Genomic DNA, 19,701 nt, shown 5'->3' with positions numbered 1-19,701 from the left:
CTTATCTCTCTCGAAGTAAACCCTATATGTAGATTGTATTAAAACTTCTATTTCATTATTGAATCCAGTTTATTAGCCAATTCAATAATATCATCTTTCTTTGCTAATACCTCCAACCATTCAGAGGGAATAGTATCATAACCGTATATAATCCCTGCTAATCCTCCTGTAATCGCTCCCACGGTATCAGTATCATCACCTAAATTCACTGCCTTTAAAACAGCATCTTTATAGTTTGTAGTATTGAAGACACACCATAAACTAGATTCTAGTGTATCTATAACATATCCCGTTGAACGAATGTCCTTCAATTCAATATTCTTAAACTCTTCATAAGATAAGCCTACTAATCTTTTAAAAGGAATATCTTCTTCAATAAACATCTCCTTTTTCAGAAGTTGTAGTATTGTTTGCTGCATAGCTTGGTAGGCTTCCTCTACTGATTGAGAATTTATATACTGTATGGCAAACTCACATAATGAGATACAAGCTAAAATACTTCTTGGGTGCCTATGAGTTAATGATGATACTTCCCCAATAATCTTAAATCTATCTTCTTCCTTCATGTTAAGGATATAAGGTACCAACGGAAGGATTCTCATGAGAGAGCCATTACCGTTATCCCTTTCTCTATCCATTCCTGCTAGATGTGGGGATGTACCACTTCTTAAATTCACAATGGCAAAGTAAGTTGTTTTACCTATATCGAATGCCTTGTTAAATGGTGTCCAGTAGCCTTCAAACATCCATTTTATGAAATTATTGCTAATATCATTTAAATCGTAACCATTGCATAGTGATTCTGCCAAACAAAGGGATAAAGAACTATCATCAGACCATGTACCTGCTGGTACATCAAATTGACCATATCCCACCATTGTAGTAACAGGATTCTTTGCTATCACTTCTCTATCTAAAAATTGAACTGGCAACCCTAAAGCATCACCAATGGCTATTCCTAGCAATATATCTTTGTTTAAGTTGTTCATATTCTATATGTTTATGAGGTCTATTTGATGATATAAATATATATAAATCCCTTTATTTGTGACAGTTTTCAAAGCAATATGTTTCTTTGGACTTTGAAATTTAAACACGGTGACTTTTCTCCTGAATTGGTATAATAAAATATTCTCACCTAATTCTTATCACTCTTCAATAATCGTTACAAACTCACACCATTCAATAGCATTTTTATAAGCCTGTAAAGAACCTTTGGGAACATATAATATAGCCCTTTCTTTACTGGATTTATCAAATGCTTCCACTAGTAATGGAGGGATAGAAGCCTTGCTATGAATTTCTTTTAAAGGTGATTTATATCTAAAGCGGTCTGGAATACCAAAGTACATTTCGTCAGTCCAATCCCAATTACCTAAATAAAAAGCATGATATTTTATTTCCTTCACGTTCATTCCTAAGGTGATAGAGGTTATATGCAGCTTCTCAAAAGCTTCCTCGTTAATATATTCAACATGATTAGGAATTGAGATTGCAATTTGATTACTATAAAACCCTAAAACATGTGGTTGTATCGTGTTACTTGTTTCTGGTATCATGTACGGCTTCTTTGTCGCTTTGGGGTAACATATTAATCGCTTCTTGTCTTTACTAACTAGAATACCGTCCACGGTTGCATATTTAGGATTGGAAGGTGACACTATAAATTGTTCTAGGCTATTAGCTTCATAAAGATTTTCAACTAGTATCACGCTTTCAGGAATCGTTATTGATGTCGTTTTGTTCCACATGAAGGCGCCACTATCTATTTCTAACACTCCTTCTGGCACGTTATAATTTCCCTCTATCCCACGGGGGCACCTGACCAAGCGTGTACCTTCCTTGTTAAACAAAACCCCATGAACTGTTGTATAAATTGGATTCGTTTCAGAAACAATAATCTGTTCTAGGTTTTCACAATCAAATTCAGGATAAAATTCAATGTTATCTGGTAAGAAAATAGACTTTAATAGAGAACAACCATAAAAAGCGTTGTTAGCTATCCGTGAAATAAAACTTGGGATTACGTATGAAACCGTGTCCTTTTTAGGTGGATACCTAAGGAGCATATTATTTATTTTATCAAAAAGCACCCCTTCAACGGTGTAATAATAAGGATTAGTACTAGAAATAAGAAAACTCTCTACCTGTAACATTTCTTCACTAACAAAATTATTGAAAGGGCTTCCATTATAAACAGGTGAAATATTTTCACATTTTACATGGGAAGCGCCTAGTAACTCATCTGAATCAGAAAGCACTAAATTACCATTTATTCCCCTGTAATAATAAGATAAATCGCTTACAATTAAAAATTCTCCTTCTTTCAAACCTAATTGTTTAGCATATTCACGTGCTTCTTCCCCTGTTCTAAAATTTAAACTATCATATTCAGGATTACTAATAATTTCTCCAAACTCATCAACGAGGGCTATACTTTTAGAGAATCCTTCTAATGCCCAATATGGTTTTTCTCTAATTACTCCATTATCATATACTTTCATGGCTGTTTTCATTATCTGACCAAATAGTTTCCACTAACTCATTCGTACTTATCTTATATACTTCAATTCTGTCTGAATATCCATATATACGATAATTTTCATTTATCGCTATATAGTTATGACTTCCTTCTTGTCCATAATGAATATGATATTCTAATTTACCATACTTCTTTTCTATCCCGTCTACAACTTCATCCCATACTTCAACTAAGTTTTCATTCTTATCATGTATTTCAATTCTAGATTTATTATTTTCATCTGTAAATACAGCATATGAATATTCATCATTCCAACCTATTCCCCAAGGACCTCCTTCTTCTGGTGGCATAAATGCATGAATAGGTGGCATAAATCCATATTTACAGTACATTTCACCTAGTTTAATATTTACTTTACTCATAGCTTACCTCCATTCTTTAATGACAAACTATTCATTAAGTTTAATCTCTTCTGGAAAAGGTATATCTACATGATGTATAAACACTCTATCATATTCTTCTTCCTGTAAATTATTCTCTTTTATATACTGTTCTAATGCTTTTGCAGTAGTAAAACTCACCCATTCTCCTGTTTCCTTAATTACTATCGACTTTAAATAGCCATAGTCATCCCATTCTTCTATTGTAGTCATTTTATTTCTTTTTATCATTTAACATTGTAGCTCCTCCAATAGTTGCAGGAACTGTAACATCGCTATAATTTCTTCCTATTCTTCACCGAAGTTTTATTATACAATTAATCAATCCGTCAAATCTCTTATCAGCTAACAACTTGTAAAAGGTTGATAAATCATTCAAGTAGTCTATTAGTAGATTATAGTTAAAAGAAACAATCAATTTATTACGTAATTTCTTTAATTCTTCCTTATCGTTTCTATGTTTAAAATCAATGTTGATTTTATGAATCTCTTTGTATTGAAGGTAAAATTCATCTATTATATCATCACTTGCCAATTTTCTAAGTATATTTAATGAAATTGGAATAAATGACCTACTGCAATAAGTATAAGTCATATATTGGCATATATTCCTATCCATAAATTTATTTTTCATTTCGCTGATAATTTTCTACTTAAAATCTCCCCAACAAAAATGTATTTTACGTTTCCATCTATCACTCCTAATACATATCTTTTCATGTGTATCTGGGTGCTCATCTAAAAATAGGCGATATACTTCATTGTTCTCTACCAAATTCCCTTTTAAATCATAGTAAGTACCATTTATTTTAGGGTCATTTACGTGTCCTATTGCTTCATATTCTTCATTATATACCTTCATAATTTTCCTCCATTCTTTAATGATAGGTTAATCAAACTCTAATTCCTTGTTAGTCCTTATAGTTGGCTGCGCTTTATTTTGTATATCTCCAAAGGATTCTATAAATACGTCATTTTTATACACTTCTGCATAACCATTGTAATCATACATTATATATCTTCCTGAATTGAAACGGAACACCAAACAGATATTATCGTACTTCTTATCTGGAATATAATTTCCTTCTCCATACTTACTTATAGTCAATTCATATATATTTATCATAACTTACCTCCATTCTTTAGTGATGTTTTATTCATTAATACTTCCACTCTACAACTTCATACTCATCTTCTTTTAAACCAATTTCATCACACAAATAAATAAGATACTACGGCAAGGTATATCACAACCAGTAAACACTTCCTACTATTTATGAGCATATAGATCACACCAAACACCGTATTAGCAAGTAACAAGCACATAAATGTAATGAGCATACCTGCCACATATACTGGCGTTGCATCTTCAATCGTAGTTGGTTCAGGTGGAGAGTAAAAGAGATCGTGTATAAAGATTTCTATACCCCATAATACTATTCCTCCTATAATACCCAATAGTACTTTACTAATTACTTTAAATACCTTCTTCATCGTTTTTCTCCCTTATAGGTGGATAAAATTCTGGACCCATTATACAACTAGTAATGTAATTTCTAGCGTCCATTCTATCGCTTGTTTCTTGGGTTGTAATTCCATACTTTATTCCCCACTCTGTAAGCGATTGTGCTAGTTCTCTATGCTTGTCAATAAACTCTTTTAGCTCTTTTACAGGTACAATATCTAACTCATCCAAGAAAGCGTTATCACTGTAATAATTAGGATGCAGATACCCACGGAAAGGAGGTCTATTTTTTGCCACTTCCCAAGCATCTTGCTCTGACAAGAAACAATTCTCGTAAGGAGAAGCAATATCCCACCTGAAACGCTCTAGGTTGTTTATAAAAGTGAACAAGGCTTTCATTGATTCATTATACAAATTTATTGTTGCTTGTTGATGTTCTGCTTTATATTTCGCATCTATCGCCTGTCGCTCTTCTTCGCTAATCTCATTTTGCCATTCTGTTTCCTTCATCTCTTTAACCTTTTCCTTTATACCTGAATCCTTTTCTTGTAGGGATTCTTCTTGTTGTTCAACAATTTCTTTTTCATCCAGAATCTTGTTCAATGGAGATAGAAGTTTATCAGTGAGAGTTGTTACAATCCAAGCGACGATTCCCCACACGCAAACAAACAGAACTGCATATTCAAAGCTTGTAGGTTCTATCCACTTCCAAATGAAATACCCAACCCCTAGTATTTCTACTAAAGTAACAACTGCATCTATCGCTATGACAAGCCCTTTCTTTTTGTTCTTCATATCTAAGAAGTTAGTGATTAATAGATATTTATTGAAACATGGAGTAAAGCTAAAGGACTTAACCATACTAATAGTAAGAATCCCACATTCAACCATTTCCTTTTATAAAGTTGATAGAACAGAGGTGGGATAATGTATGTGAATGGCAGCATGAAAAGTATATAAAATATTGTAGGGGTACCATGCCCAAACTTTAGTAAAAATACACGCCCTCCTAATAATCCAATAACTAACCAGAACACCCACCATGTTAATAAACTTATTAGGATAGGTATTCTTAAATCTTCCATGTATCTGGTTAAGTATTCCTTCATGATCTTCATTCCATAAAAGAGGTTACTATTGAGGGAAACAAAGACAAACAGAAATATAATAATGCATCTATCCAACATCTTTTGCAAGCATGATAGCATCCTACGATAGTCGTAATCATATTTAGTGCCCCCCAATATATAAGGAAGGGTAGTCTTGCAGGTAGATATATTGGGAAAACTACATAAATAATATAGCTGATAGCCCAAAATATATAGACAAACTTCCAGTTTAAAATGGCTTGTATTATTTTTTCTCTTCTCATCACATAAATTTATATAACAATTGATTTACAATGAAAGTAATCGCTAAAGGACTTAACCAGAGTATTAATATTAATCCAATATCTTTCCTGCTTTTCTTGATAGAACGTGATGAAAGTGTGATAACGAGAAATGACACCATTAAGCCTACCAATGTAATAAACACATAGTTACTAATATCATTCCACTTGTCATAGTTAAACATATGGCGTTCAATATTATTACAACTTGTTACCCCTGCCATAAACGCACATATACAATTACTTGAAAGCAACAATATAACGTACGCTCGTAAATCTTTCCAGTACTTCATGTATTGTCATTTTAGTTGTCCATATATCAACAATTCCTTCACTAGCATTCCCAACTTAAATGTGATCATTGGAAACAGGAACAAACAGAAATATAAAAGGCTATTTGTCCATTGTTTCTTGCAAAGGAGGTACAAGCCTACAAGTGTAGTCGCAATGCCTAGTGTCCACCAGTAGATTTTTAATATTGTAGTAAGATTAGTAGTGACTTGTACAGCAAATAACACTATAAAACTGATAGCCCAGAATGAATAGACTATTTTCCAATTTAGAATTGTTTGTATAAACTTCTCCTTGACTATTAGCCTTTCTGTAATTCCCCTTGTCAGTATTACAAATGGAATCGTGAAGGCTGATAGGCGTAACATCATACCATATGTTGATTCATCAATTCTTAGAAGTATAATAAAAACAAATACTATTAATGGATATAAGTACCATAGTCTGTATATCCATTTCTTTCCTCTAGAAATGAACTCGTAAGCGATACAATAACAGGAATGGATAAATACTAACACCATAAAAGAGTTGATATTACTTACATATCCTACTCTATTTTTAATCGTCCATAAATGATGATCCCAGTAAATAGCCAATTCAAATAGCAAGTAACCTATTGTAATGATTATCAACGTCAGTATAAACGCTATTCCTATGCCTTTAAATATTTTAATCATATTCACTATTTTTTGAGTCGAATGTTTCATTATTAGATAATTGTTCATGTAGGAGATGTAATGGTATCGCCACGTGCAAGTAAAGTGAATCATCTTTTGCCGTGTAACCATCAATGAAAAGCGTATTTCTCTGTAATAACATTTCTTGATTGTAAGGTTTCAAACGGCTGATAAAACAACCTCGTTCCAAGGGCATAGGGCTTGAACTGTATATATCCTTAACACTATCTATTTCCCAGTTAGCCAGTGTTAGATATATACTATCCACTTCTTCTGGAACCCAAATCTTCATTACTGCAATACTGTCCATTTCATTATTATCCCAGTATAGTATGTCTACTTGTCCTACCACCTCACCAGTTGTATCTGTTATAAAGGTTACTTTAGAGAACATACCAGAGCCATTTGCACACCACGTGCTTTCTGCTTGTTCAATCTTGTCTGCCAGATACTTCTTATCACTTTTAGACACTAACGTATCTCCAATAATATCATGCACGATTCCAAATGAAGAAGCTATCCTGTATTGTGCTTCCTCGTAAATATCAACGTCTTTACTATCATATCCTGCAATGATACTGTCTATCATTTGTTCGTATCTATGCAAGTATGAATTTATAGGCTTGTTTGAACAAGAAGCTAAGCCTGCAACCAGTATAAAGAGTAACAAATGCTTCATTGTAATAATATTAAGGTTGGTGAGTTTTTGTCCCAGTTGGTATATAATACCATAATCACGGTAACTTTTCACTCTTCCAGAATCTCTTTGAAATCTTTCCATCCTGTCGCTTCTTTATAGGCATCTAATACTCCCTTGGGAATATAAAGTGTACATTCCTGAATCTTTGTTGTTCCCCCAAATGCGGCTTTCATTACAGAGGGAGGAATTGGGTTCTTGCAATGAATCTCTTTCAATGAAGGGCAATCTTTAAAGGTTCCCACTTCTATGGTATCTACCTTGGATGATATTATTACAGATTCCAAATTTTTACAACACCCCCACGCTCCCTCTCCAACAAAGGTTACATTATTTGCCATTCTTACAGATTTCAGGTTGTCACAATAGAAAAAAGCGTACTCGTCTACTATTGTTACATTTTCAGGTATAATGATTTCCGTTAGCTTACCACAATCCTCAAAGGCTCCTTTACCTATTCGTTTCAGTGATTCTGGCAATGTTACAGAGATTAACCCGCTACACTTCTCGAATGCACTATCTTCAATTTCTTCAACCTTACTAGGAATAGATATGGCGAATAACCTTTTACAAGTGCTAAACGTCCCTTTCTTTACCCTCGTTAGCTTGAAAGGAAGGTCAACAAGAGCCAAACTGCCACAACGAGCAAAAGCGTACTCGTCTATCTCCGTGATGCTATCAGGAAAAGTTATTAAGGCTAACCTAGTACAGTATTCAAAGGCACCTTTACCAATCCTCACAAGGTTACCTGTCATGTTGATAGAATATAGACTATAACAATTACTAAATGCACTATCAGCAATAGTTTCAACAGTGTCAGGTAACACGTAAGATAGTTTATTACCCGTGTAGGATACTAGTATTGTCCTGTCTTCACTTAATACATGGTCATTCTCTATAACCCGTACTTCTTGCAGTTCTTCATTACTGGTTGTTTCTTGTTGCTCTATTTCCATGTTGTAATTTATTACTGGTAATTGTAAAAAGTGAGTTTTTATCATGATAGGTATATAGCCATTCCACGATAATCACTCACTTACTGGTGATTAATCTTTCCACCTATTCTCCAAGTTCTTTTGTTTCTTCTTTAAAGCATTGTGTACAAGTGCAACAACACCTAAAACTAGTAATCCTGCAATAATTTCCATTTGTTATTGATTTTAGTTAGTTATAAATTATTTGTCATCTGGTATGATAATAGACAAGGCTATTAAGCCTATACATATTCCATTTATATATATTCCAAGATTCGCAATATCTGGAAAATAGTCAACAATAAATGCTATTATTTCAAGATTTGTTATATCTGGGAAATAACCAACAATAAATGCCATAATGCCTAGTGTAACGATCGACACTTCTGCCATTAAGTTACTTATGTCATTAACTTTCTCTATAATGAAAATGAGAATTAGACAGGCAAATAATTTGGAAAAGAAAGCTCGTTGATAAAAACCTTCAACAGTTTCAACGGAACTGAACAAGGATAGCCCTTTTACAGTTAAACTTCCTATTGCAAAATAAATTCCAACACACACGAGAATCATTAACAATAACCTTCCTATACCAATGAGTATTTCACGTGCATGATATGTTTGCCCTTCTTCTTCACAATACTTGTCCTCTTCTTCTACCTCTTCCTTGTAGTATTCTTCGTTTGCATTCCCGTAATGTTTACACAAGTATTCATAGGCTTCTTGGACTTCTTGAAAACGTTCCGTAAAGAACTCGTCCCCGTTGTTTTTGTCTGGATGAAATTTTACCGCATATTTCTTGTAGGCTTTTTTAATATCCTCTAAAGAAGCGTTCTCGTCTAATCCTAGTACTTGATAGTAATTCTTCCTCATGATTTTGTTACATTTGACTTATCTTCTTTAATAACTTTACTAGAATTACAACTAATACCACAAGTCCAGCTATTTTGAACCGCTCCCAGATATTAGAATCACTTATCTTGAATGTTTGCCAAAAAGCATAATTCTTTTCAGGTTTTTCATACGGTTTAACTAGGTCTGTTTCAATTTTGCCATTTTCAAATCGTAAATCCTTAACGGCTATGATGTCTGTTTTGGACTCCACGCTAACATACTGGAAACCTTTCTCCTCTAAAGAAGTAAAAGGGTTATGCTTCCGTAAGCTATTTTCTAATGCTACTTGTTCAAGATGACCACGTACAATATTTTCCCCATATCTATCTTGAAGAACCGCTTTTAACCTATCTACTCCTTGTTGAATAGGCACAAAGGAACTTTTGACCTCAATCCATTTGTTTTCCACCTTCTTGGCAACAAAGAATACACTATACGAACCGTCAGTAAATTCTAATACAGTAAACTTTACATTTATAGGTTTATCTGTCTTAACGTCTAGTGCAAGTGCAACTAAATCTGAATGTATTTGTTTTACTGTTTGGCTAGGGAAGTGCTTTGTCAATTCCTCTACACTTGTAAATTGCCCGTAACTGGAACAAATTGCAAATAGTAATATAACGAAAACAATTATAATCTTCATAATATATTTAAATACCTCCTAATCCTCCAAGGAATATTGATAGATATAAGCATAGGGATTACCCCCAAACGGGTATGCTTATTACACTAAATCTCTTTTTATAACTTTAATGATCAAATGAATGTCCACATCCAGAACAATGGTAATGGTGTATTAACCTGCCATTAATCCTGTACAACGCTCCTGTTTTAGGATATACTTCTTTTCCACATTTAGGGCATGAAGTACGACAATGTTTCTTTCTCCTTTTGTTAGTAATAGAGTACAATGCTATCAAAATAACGACACCAACAATAGCGTATAAAGAATCATCACTCATAAATTACTTTAATTATGTACCTCTCAATCCCCCAAGAAGTATTAACACAAAAAAGAAGCGTGGGAATTGTCAGTTTATTCACTTTGAGGGTCTGGACTCCCTTTCATACAAATAAACAGCTACCCCACGCTAAACCAGTATATATAATTGGATTGTATATATGGCAAGCATGAGCGTTTGTACTGTTTATCCCTGTATGATTGAAATTGTCCAGATTCCAAAGTGAGGATAAAACTAAACGCTTCTATTATCTAACATGTTACCAAACAGGTTTTGCCCTGCCCAGTGTCATACAAAGGTAGATAATTTTTAGCATCCTACAAACGCCACTACGGGGTAGCCGTGTAACAAATTTATGAATTAATCATCGCCCGCTGCCAGACAACGGGTATTCTATTGTAATTTAGAATTAGATTAATTACTCTATAAACCATTTATAGGTGTTATCTCCATGTAACGCCTTATCTATTCCCTCTGTTAATTGCGTGGCGTTTAATGATCTATCAAGGAAATTATCAATGTAAGAAGATTTATTCGCACCTGTAAGCATATTATAGAATTTCCATAAATTAATTTCATTCTCTCCATGCTCCCTCTTGAAATTGTCATCGTTGTAATAAGCTTTAGCCACCATGTTAATCTGGCTATCCGTCAACTCCATGCATGGTAAACGTTTCTTCTCTCTGGCTGGTAAACATTGATACAACCTACTTTTACCCAAGAATTGTGCGAATTGATGTTCAGTGAGGTATGAACCAGTAAAACTCTTCATCAACCTTAAATGCTTGTTCGCATCATAAGCCTGAAATAGTTTCATCACACCTCTAAAGAGATCATGGTAACTCATCGCTCTTAAATCAGTCTGGAATCCATCAGTAAATGTACACAGGTTACAACATACCTTATTCTGGAATCCAATCGCTACACTGAATCTTTCAGATGTCTTCTTTGAATAGAGGTTCTCCCTGTTATACGCCCTCACACCTGTAACACATAGATTAACCCTGTTACCGTTTATAGATTCATGAATAGTAGGTATTTCGAAAGCGAACGCCATTCTTTCATAATAGATAGTTTTATCTGTTTCCAGTAATTCAGATACTGGTTTATGTATGGCTTCTGGAATCCTACCTTTTATAACATGGCTAACCATTATATCAGGTTCATCTATGCTTTCCCCTCTAAACAGTTCACTAGCCACCTTGTGCACCGTTTCAATAAATGCTGGATGGGATATTGTCATCTCGTTATCCTTGCTGAAAACTGGCACGATACAATCATTCTTTAAATGTAGCATATCTACTGGCGTGGTGTTAGCCTCTATAAAATGCTTTCTCCTTTCCTTCTTGGTAGGTTCATTTACTACTTCATAAGGAGTGTAGGTGGGTTCTTCTTGCTTGACGTTATCACTGCCAAATAAAACTGGCAACAATCCTTCATTCTGGCTTGGAATTAATATTGCTGTACTCATAATCTAGTCTATTTAACGGTGGTGGAAATATTTGAAATTTCAGTTTATATATACAATTCATAAATTCTCCACCAACCTTGATTTATAATGTTCATTATCACTTTTACTTGATTCATTTATTCTCTAGCGTTATGCCAGTAAAAAAATAGAACTGGAAGTATTATTATTGCTTACTTTCTATTGGTGGTGAGAATTATTGTTTTTATTGGCTATATATACCAATCCAGACAAAAATTCACCAACTTCAATTTCTAAAGTTTACCGTTAGCTGAATAGCTGTAATAACCCTCTTCATAGTAAAGAACGTGATCTAGCAAGTCTACATCTATGTATGAAAGTGCGATCTTTACCTGTTGTACCAGTTCATCATCCTGTTTAGTTGGTTCAATATCACCAGAAGGTTGATTTATGCAAACTATTAAACTCTTGCAATTAGAGAGTGCAGCCAGTTGTACTATAAATCTAATATCAGTGATATTGTAAGATAACGCTCCTTCACTGATTGTGGATATACCTAGTACTTGATTCCTACCATTTAACAGGATAACTCTAGTTGAGATATGGTGTTCGATGGTATCTTTAAATGGAGAAACCAGTAACTCGTGGACGTCTTTAGCGGTTACTATTTTATACCTTTTAGAAGGTTTAGTGTTATTCCTGTACACCAGTTCCACCACTGGCACTTTTATCAATTCTTCATTCATGTCTTTATTTTATTTGATTTTTAATTTGAATACGTTAATGGTAATGAAATTTAGAGAGTTGTAAGTTTATCAGGTTTGGCAATGGAGAGGAAAGATTCTTGTTTATACTGCCTGTTTAGAAGGTTCCTTCACTTTGGTATAACAATATCTTTCCCCTTTCCACTGCGCTCCCTGTCCCTGTATCTTTAACTACTCTTCCAAGTAGGCGAATTTCTTGATCTGCATCTTTGTTTTAGTTCCTGCGTAAACGGCAGGAGTTTCAACCTGACCGCATAGCACTATGGTTTTGCCTTTAAGCGCTAGGATAAGCTGGTCTAGCATCATGTTCTTGGCGAAAGAGTAAATGAAACGTAACTTGTCACCATGTTTCTGTTCTACGGTAGGGTCACAGGGAATATCATCAGGCGTGATGTCCCCTTTCTGGCTCGCACGGACTAGTTGAGTGTATTTGATCTCTTTCACCTCTTCCTCTCCCAAGGCGCAAACCAGTTGTAATTGTTGAGGTTTTTCCCCTTTGAAGTCAATAACGGTCATTTCATCACCAACCTTAACGGGAGTGGGTAATACCGCCACCTGATTTTTAAACTTTTCAATTAACTCTGGGTTGAGTTCAAGGGAATTGTTAGGTTGGGCAACCTCCAAATTTTGGTAGTAAGTTTTCAAGTTCATAATTGATGAGTTTTTTGATTAATTAATTTGATTTTCTTCACTCTTGGGGTGGGGGTATAAATGATTACACTACTCTAGCATGAAACACTCTTCAATATATAATGCCAACCTGAAATTGAAAGGGAGGGGGTGTTTTATAGAGGATTCTCTATTTTAACCACTCTAATTCTCCCTGTATTTAGAATATATTCTTAACTTTGTATAGTTATATCAATTAAAGGAGAAGCATGGAGATACGTTTTGAAACTAAAGCGGAAAGTCAAGCCAGACGAGAGAGGGAGGCACTGGAAAGAACCCCTAACGAGAGATTTATATTCTTTTTGCGTCTGGTCGCCGAGATCGGCAAGTTTCAAACTTTGAAGGAGAGAACAAGTAACAACTTTATTCTTGAACGGAAAAGATGAGCCTTAATTTCGAAGAAGATGTATGGATGTTTATATCCTTGGCACAAAAGTATCAGGTCAGGATGTTAATGGTAGGTGGTGGTGCTGTCAATTTTTACGGCTACCAGCGTCACTCTGCCGATGTCGATTTCTGGATTGATACCACTCCCTCTAACTTGCTAGCTTTAAGAAACGCCTTGAATGAACTTGGTTACGAGTTCGATGATTTTCCAGAGGACGTGAAAAACGGTCAACAAAATATATCCATAAAGATAAGTCCCGTTATAGATATAGAATTAATCACTTCCTTTAATCCAGGCAGGAGTTTTGATGAATGTTACGAGCAAAGATACTCTGCCACGAACACTGTAAACGGTGAAACTTTCTCTTATGACGTGATAGCCTTTAACGATTTAATTAATAGTAAAATAAAGGCTGGACGTCCTAAAGATTTGTATGACGTGATAGAACTCAGGAAGATTCAAGAGAAGAGCAAGTAAGTACTTATACATGCAGCACTGGCAACTTCACTTTTTCTTCTAGCTGGGCAACATTCTCTTTATAACATTTAGTATTTATCAATGAAGTAAGGAAATATTGTAAACTATGTATCTGGGGTGGCAGGTTAGGGCATAATTTAGGTAGGTTACATTTCAATGAATAATAGTTATAATGCTTCTTGGCGTTTCTATCTCCATTTCTAACTGCCGTTTCCAGTTCCTCTTCTGGTTGATCGTACCTGTGAATACATAACACTTCCATTAGCTTGAAATCGTATGGAGGTGGGATAACATTCTTCTCTATACAATAGTTATATATAATATCGTATTTCTCTCTGGCTAGTTTGTCAAAAATTCTAAGCCCAAAATTACTTTTAGTATGTGGGGTATCCAGTATGATATTATTATCCGTGATAAGGAAGAAATTATTAACTTCCACCAGTTTATGATGCTTTACTGCCAAATCTATATATTTCTTTACGGTTTTGGGAGATAAGTTTAATCGCCTTGATATTTCTGTCTTGTTATAGCAAGTAATATTGGTATTATTGATACATAAACATTTAAGTAGCAATAGGAAGGCTTTCAATTCATCAGGAATATCTTCCAGTAATAAATCTTTCTTGAACCTGATCCAGTTACTCTTTGGAATGTTTACATGATACGTAACAGGTGTGGTTAACTGTCCTTCATTGTTCCTGTAATTATACTCTTTACGCAGGAAACCTAAATCTTCAAATTTGGCAGTGTACTTGGAAATAGTATCCACGTCCTTTATTCCTGTAACTTCACAAAGTGTTTCCCTCAATACATGGGATTCTCCTGTTTCATAATCTGATTTAAAAAGTAACCATGTAAACAGGTGTGTTTCATTCAGGTTCAGTTTACCTGCAATATCTCTCGTTATGATTCTATAATCCTTCTTTTCTTCTTCATTCGCCATTATTAATTCCAGTTTGAAACAACCATCTAAAAATGATCTATGGATTCACTGGTTCTGCTTTTATTTAGTGGGATAGGCTGGCAAGCCTGTAACACCAGTACTAGTTATTAGTTTACTAGTTAATAGTATGTACCCTGTCAATTCCCTAAAAGCATACCCCATCAAATCCCTAATTTTTAAATATTGATCTTTATGGAGGGATAATCTCTCTATTTCAGGTTGGAATCTCTGGTTACATGAAATACAGTTATATCATGTAGCTTTATAGATTAATCTTTAGAAGGTGGTAATATCTGGATTCTGGTATTCTCATCTGGGACGTAGTATATCTTTCTCACTTTATCTACCTGTTTTTTAATCTTTTTCAGTCCTTTAGACTTTATCCAGAATCCTATGGATACCTTATTATCTGGAATACCAGATTGTATGGCTAATCGCCTTAATCGCTCGTAAGTGTACATGATTTAATAGTTTGATTGGTTAGTACGATGTATCTAGTTTAGTGCCACTTGAAGACTAAAAATTACTCCTTACAGGTTGGTGTGCAAGGAGTAACAGGGATCCTTTATATAGTTGTTTCAAATGGTATGCTTTGATTATTAAGATGGCACAAAGATACTAACTATCTGGCATACCGACAAATAGAGTATAGGTATTCTTTAAAAATAGAGTTGATATATATATAAAGTGAGAATATTGAAGATAAGGGTAGCTAACAGGCAAGTTTTCAAATTATAGATATACTTGTACTGGATATATTCAGGTTGGTGAGTTTTCAACGGATCGGGTATATAATAGTAAAATGCTTCAAATTTTTCACTTACCCAAGAATGAATTTCGTGCAAGTATATTTTTGAAATTTTCTAGTAACGTGTAACTTTAACCTGATAAATAATGATATTAGCGTTATGAATGAAAAAATCACGATAGAAGATGGTATCTTATTTTTTCCATTAAAGGTGTTTAGAAGGATTGAACCCCTTTTGAAAGAATGTTTTGGTTTCAGTAGAGAATTAATCAAGGAAGAAATAGAACATCTTGTAGCCTCGTTGCCGCTTTTAGAGAATGACTTTCAAGATTCAAAGTTTGCTAAATACTGGTGTAGTCTGGATTCAGACGGAATGAAAGGCTGTTACTTTGATCGTGCCGCATTTTTAATGGACACGAATTTATGTTTATGTTTTGAGGCGGGAGGGGATGAAACTAATTTATTCAGACTTGATCCAAAAGTTAAAAATGAACGGGACGACATAGAGTACACGCTTTTATTTTTGGGATTGTTATATAACAGGCTTGCATATGCTGAAATGGATAGAAGTAATTGCACTCTAAAACCTGATAAATATATTATCCAGTCATCTATTATTACAGGTGATAACAAGGAAATTGTGGAATCTTATGATTTTACTGAAAACGTGCGGATTAATAACATTCATAATCGCCAGCAAGATATGCTAAAGCTTTACAGGTTCATGCTGACGAGCGAACAACCTATCACGTTAAGAGGGAAAGATCACAAGGCGATCACGTTGACTTGTGCCCAAAGTTGGCTAGTGGAATTACTGGAAAATGAATTTATCAAAAACTGGGGATTGAACAGGAATAGAACGAGGCAAGAAATCCTGCAAGAAGTAGACGAGTTGCTTGAAGAATCAAAACGGCGAGTTAAAGATGTTGATGATAAAACCAAAATGCCAAGCGGGAAAGACCCTCTAGTGAATATCTTGGCGTACGGTACGTATAAACTATTACAACATCATCCCTCGTTCGCTTCTCCTGAAAATGCCCCAACAAGAATAACAGACACCCAAGTAGAATGTATTATTAGATATTTAAATTACTTGGAGATTCCGTATTGCGAGAACGCACATGATCTACAAGAGAGTCTTGATACTTTATTACGTAAATTGCAAAAACAGAATTTTCAACCAGACCTTCACTCTTATACTTTTGGAGCCTCCCCTGTCCATTTTTCCAAGTAAACCTGTTGCAAGTATTTTTTGTATAAAACCATGGAAGCCCATGGTTTATTTTTTTGACTTTCCCAAAATTGGATATTTCAATTTTAACATTTATGGGCTTTCTGCCTTTGAATTTGTAAGTTGCATTTTTGCATTGTCAATCAACAATGATTGATTTACAAACCTCTGGCAGTGACAGAGAAAATTGTAAAAACTAAAACTAATACAGTTATGGAATATATTACAAAAGAAGAAGTGGAAGAATACATGGACTTGCATTCTAATAGTTACAACCGTTTAGAAATGCTAATGGAGATGTGTTGTTGTGATACTTTTATTAAAGACGTGGAAGATTTTGCAGAGTTACTTGGTTACTATTATTCAAGTTGTGATAATTTATATTACTACCGTGGGGTTGTAAGAAAAGCTTTCACGTATGCCTCTCTACGGAAGGAAAGGTTAATGACCACGGAAGAATTAGAGTTCTTGAAGAATCTTCCCGATAAAGTGACTATTTACAGGGGAATGACAGTAGAGGAAAGCACGAAAGAACACCAAGGTGTTAGTTGGACGCTAGATAAAAAAGTTGCGGAGTTTTTTGCTTACCAGTACATACGCAACCAAAGTACTGCCAAGAAACCTAAAACCGTGGTTGAAAAAGTGATTGATAAAAGCGAGATAATCGCCGTTTTTCTGGGGAGAGAAGAACAGGAGATTATTTACATAGGAACAAATCCTGATGGCAAGGATTCCGATGAAGACTGGGAACTTGAAGAGGATGCGGAAGCCATGTTTTACAGGGAGGATTGGGAACTTTTATAGACTGGAATAATCAACGGGGGAATGGTGAGTGATAGCTTACCTACCCTCTTGATAAAATATCATATATAGTTAATAAAATAGAAGTAAAAACATGACAAAAATCGAATGGACGGAAAGAACGTGGAACCCAGTAACGGGATGCACGCAAAAATCGGAAGGCTGTAGAAATTGTTACGCCAAAACAATGGCTCTACGTCTTCAAGGTATGGGGCAAGCCAAGTACAAGGACGGGTTTAAATTGACCTTGCATGAAGATGTACTGGCAGAACCCAAGTGTTGGAGGAAATCAAGCATGGTCTTCGTTTGTTCCATGGGAGATTTATTCCATAAAGAAGTTCCCTTTGAATTTATCGACAAGGTGATGAACACGATCTGGGAAACTCCACGGCACACCTACCAGTTATTAACCAAAAGACCAGAGAGAATGGCAGAGTATTTCCGAGATCATTATATTCCAGAGAATGTATGGTTAGGAACAACGGTAGAGGCGGCAGAATACAAATACCGTGTTGATGTACTAAGACCTTTAACTCCAACGGTGAAATTCCTGTCCTGTGAACCTCTTGTTGGTGATTTGGGAGAACTGGATTTAACTGGAATAGACTGGGTAATTGTAGGTGGAGAAAGTGGTGGTAGTGCCAGACCCATGAAAGAGGAATGGGTAATGAATATCAAGAATCAGGCAGAGGCACAAGGAGTGGCTTTCTTTTTCAAGCAATGGGGAACGTGGGGTAATGACGGGGTGAAACGGAACAAGAAAGCTAACGGTAAACTTTTGAAGGGAGAAATTTGTCAACAAATGCCCAAGAAATAAAACGCGATTTAGATTTTATAGAGAAGCCAGTTACTTGAACAAGGTGACTGGTTTTTTATTATTCCTTTTTAGTCTTGGAATGCCCGAAGATATTTGTATCACCAGTAAGAATGGATAAAAATAGAAAGTGTCCCACCACGTGGCAGGACACCTTAAAAGGTTTGATGTACAACCTAGCTTTCTTGTTACACTATTCCTTACTATGTTTCAGGAGAGTTGCTTGTTCGATGATTAAACTTTGCAGGCAAGCGATTTTGTCATCACATTTGCTTTTCTCTATTTGCAATTTTTCGGTAGCTCCAATCTTTTTCAAGGCTTCCATGATGGTTGCCATGTCGAATTGAGAGATACAGGTATTAATTGCTTTCACGTAACGAGTTTGCTGGGCAGCCCTAACCCCGAACGCTTGAACCATAGCCTTGAATAAATTTTCAGCTTGTTCAAAGGTTCTGTGTTCACCCAGCAATGCAGAACTTTCCATGACAAGAGCCTTACTTTGCAGTAAAGACGTGTTGGCACTTAACCCGAAATAGCCTTGGGCGGTTGTTCCCCCGATTTCATATTTATTTCCAAACTGGCGAATCTGGATCAATAATTCATCCTTGGAAACGATTCCACCTAGACCTACCCAATCATCTTTTGAAGCCCCTTGCGAGAGGTAAGCCGTTGTGGCAACCTTCTGGTACGCCTCGGCAACACTTTCACAGGGGATGATTACAGAAGGTAACGGTTCGTTCAACAATCCGAACAAGTTCATGTTGTCCGCCTTATCGAGGTAAACCATCACGGGAATTTGAATGTCTTGCAGGTCAACCAATTCTCTACCAGTATAATCGTGCAACAGAATCCCCTCGTCAATGAAGATTCGAGATTCTGCGAAACAGAATAACGTCGGTAATATTTTGGTTTTATCCACGGACTTGAATAATTTATCCTTTTCAAAATTTTTACGTTTGAAAGAATAATCGGTGAAGGCGGGAATCACTTCCCTTGTTTCACCATTTACCGTGATCGTAATCACGGCATGAAATTTGGGAGTTTCTTCACTCCCGAAATTTATCATTTTGAACATATTATTTTTGTATTAGTTGAAACATTAAATGCTATTTCTAATACTGCTGTTCGTCTTCTTAATTAACCCTTATCATCATCAGGTGAAGCT

Annotated in this window: 21 protein-coding genes; 5 read left to right on the top strand and 16 right to left on the bottom strand. The window is 35.2% G+C overall.

Annotation, left to right across the window (positions count from 1 at the left end):
• Positions 1-47: 47 nt before the first annotated feature.
• From BN8899_RS11980 to BN8899_RS11895, 14 genes are all read right to left on the bottom strand, one after another.
• Complete coding sequence (locus BN8899_RS11980) at positions 48-989, bottom strand: ADP-ribosylglycohydrolase family protein (protein ID WP_065219616.1); 942 nt, start codon at positions 987-989, stop codon at positions 48-50.
• A 159-nt stretch (positions 990-1,148) separates the two neighbouring features.
• On the bottom strand, positions 1,149-2,504 hold the full coding sequence (locus BN8899_RS11975; RefSeq protein WP_065219615.1) for a leucine-rich repeat protein: 1,356 nt from the start codon (positions 2,502-2,504) through the stop codon (positions 1,149-1,151).
• Positions 2,491-2,904: a hypothetical protein gene (locus BN8899_RS11970; RefSeq protein ID WP_065219614.1), complete on the bottom strand. Its 414-nt coding sequence runs from the start codon at positions 2,902-2,904 to the stop codon at positions 2,491-2,493. Before BN8899_RS11970 ends, BN8899_RS11975 begins: the two co-directional genes overlap by 14 nt.
• 27 nt (positions 2,905-2,931) lie before the next feature.
• Positions 2,932-3,135, bottom strand: coding sequence for an SWIB-MDM2 domain-containing protein (locus tag BN8899_RS11965; protein WP_065219613.1), 204 nt, complete (start codon positions 3,133-3,135; stop codon positions 2,932-2,934).
• Positions 3,136-3,571: 436 nt separating this feature from the next.
• Positions 3,572-3,784, bottom strand: a complete 213-nt coding sequence (locus tag BN8899_RS11955; RefSeq protein WP_065219611.1) for a hypothetical protein — start codon at positions 3,782-3,784, stop codon at positions 3,572-3,574.
• A gap of 27 nt (positions 3,785-3,811) precedes the next feature.
• Positions 3,812-4,048 (bottom strand): hypothetical protein, encoded by a 237-nt coding sequence (locus BN8899_RS11950; RefSeq protein ID WP_065219610.1) that lies wholly within the window; start codon positions 4,046-4,048, stop codon positions 3,812-3,814.
• Between the two features lie 351 nt (positions 4,049-4,399).
• Entirely contained in the window at positions 4,400-5,182 is a 783-nt protein-coding gene (locus BN8899_RS11940; RefSeq protein ID WP_148375408.1) for a hypothetical protein, read from the bottom strand.
• 1,555 nt (positions 5,183-6,737) lie between these two features.
• Positions 6,738-7,526, bottom strand: coding sequence for a hypothetical protein (locus tag BN8899_RS11925; RefSeq protein ID WP_065219605.1), 789 nt, complete (start codon positions 7,524-7,526; stop codon positions 6,738-6,740).
• Positions 7,493-8,398 carry a leucine-rich repeat domain-containing protein gene (locus tag BN8899_RS11920; protein WP_187376883.1) on the bottom strand — a complete coding sequence of 302 codons (906 nt, stop codon included), beginning with the start codon at positions 8,396-8,398 and terminating at the stop codon, positions 7,493-7,495. Before BN8899_RS11920 ends, BN8899_RS11925 begins: the two co-directional genes overlap by 34 nt.
• Positions 8,399-8,617: 219 nt before the next feature.
• Entirely contained in the window at positions 8,618-9,289 is a 672-nt protein-coding gene (locus tag BN8899_RS11915; RefSeq protein ID WP_065219603.1) for a J domain-containing protein, read from the bottom strand.
• Positions 9,290-9,296: 7 nt separating this feature from the next.
• Positions 9,297-9,953: a hypothetical protein gene (locus tag BN8899_RS11910; protein WP_065219602.1), complete on the bottom strand. Its 657-nt coding sequence runs from the start codon at positions 9,951-9,953 to the stop codon at positions 9,297-9,299.
• Positions 9,954-10,690: 737 nt separating this feature from the next.
• The gene (locus tag BN8899_RS11905; protein WP_065219601.1) at positions 10,691-11,743 is read right to left on the bottom strand and encodes a DUF3871 family protein; all 1,053 of its coding nucleotides are present in this window, start codon (positions 11,741-11,743) and stop codon (positions 10,691-10,693) included.
• Between the two features lie 251 nt (positions 11,744-11,994).
• Positions 11,995-12,447, bottom strand: a complete 453-nt coding sequence (locus tag BN8899_RS11900; RefSeq protein ID WP_065219600.1) for a JAB domain-containing protein — start codon at positions 12,445-12,447, stop codon at positions 11,995-11,997.
• A gap of 189 nt (positions 12,448-12,636) precedes the next feature.
• Positions 12,637-13,116: a hypothetical protein gene (locus tag BN8899_RS11895; RefSeq protein ID WP_065219599.1), complete on the bottom strand. Its 480-nt coding sequence runs from the start codon at positions 13,114-13,116 to the stop codon at positions 12,637-12,639.
• A gap of 227 nt (positions 13,117-13,343) precedes the next feature.
• On the opposite strand from BN8899_RS11895, the gene BN8899_RS20770 reads away from it, so the two are divergent.
• Both BN8899_RS20770 and BN8899_RS11890 read left to right on the top strand, forming a co-directional pair.
• A complete protein-coding gene (locus tag BN8899_RS20770) occupies positions 13,344-13,520 on the top strand; it encodes a hypothetical protein (RefSeq protein ID WP_157237428.1) in 177 nt (58 codons plus the stop codon).
• Positions 13,517-13,999, top strand: coding sequence for a nucleotidyl transferase AbiEii/AbiGii toxin family protein (locus tag BN8899_RS11890; RefSeq protein ID WP_065219598.1), 483 nt, complete (start codon positions 13,517-13,519; stop codon positions 13,997-13,999). Before BN8899_RS20770 ends, BN8899_RS11890 begins: the two co-directional genes overlap by 4 nt.
• A 4-nt stretch (positions 14,000-14,003) precedes the next feature.
• Here BN8899_RS11890 and BN8899_RS11885 read toward each other — a convergent pair whose 3' ends face one another.
• Positions 14,004-14,942, bottom strand: a complete 939-nt coding sequence (locus tag BN8899_RS11885; RefSeq protein WP_065219597.1) for a hypothetical protein — start codon at positions 14,940-14,942, stop codon at positions 14,004-14,006.
• A 908-nt stretch (positions 14,943-15,850) separates the two neighbouring features.
• On the opposite strand from BN8899_RS11885, the gene BN8899_RS11875 reads away from it, so the two are divergent.
• From BN8899_RS11875 to BN8899_RS11865, 3 genes are all read left to right on the top strand, one after another.
• Positions 15,851-16,924: a hypothetical protein gene (locus tag BN8899_RS11875; protein ID WP_065219595.1), complete on the top strand. Its 1,074-nt coding sequence runs from the start codon at positions 15,851-15,853 to the stop codon at positions 16,922-16,924.
• A gap of 210 nt (positions 16,925-17,134) precedes the next feature.
• On the top strand, positions 17,135-17,725 hold the full coding sequence (locus tag BN8899_RS11870; protein ID WP_065219594.1) for a hypothetical protein: 591 nt from the start codon (positions 17,135-17,137) through the stop codon (positions 17,723-17,725).
• A gap of 91 nt (positions 17,726-17,816) precedes the next feature.
• A complete protein-coding gene (locus BN8899_RS11865) occupies positions 17,817-18,539 on the top strand; it encodes a phage Gp37/Gp68 family protein (RefSeq protein ID WP_065219593.1) in 723 nt (240 codons plus the stop codon).
• Positions 18,540-18,729: 190 nt separating this feature from the next.
• Here BN8899_RS11865 and BN8899_RS11860 read toward each other — a convergent pair whose 3' ends face one another.
• Complete coding sequence (locus tag BN8899_RS11860; RefSeq protein WP_065219592.1) at positions 18,730-19,611, bottom strand: hypothetical protein; 882 nt, start codon at positions 19,609-19,611, stop codon at positions 18,730-18,732.
• Between the last annotated feature and the right edge of the window lie 90 nt (positions 19,612-19,701).

The sequence above is a fragment of the Butyricimonas sp. Marseille-P2440 genome (genome assembly GCF_900091675.1).
In the GTDB taxonomy this organism is placed as follows: Bacteria; Bacteroidota; Bacteroidia; order Bacteroidales; family Marinifilaceae; genus Butyricimonas; species Butyricimonas synergistica.
Note: the sequence above shows the minus strand (reverse complement) of the source record. Positions and strands in the feature narration are given on the sequence as shown.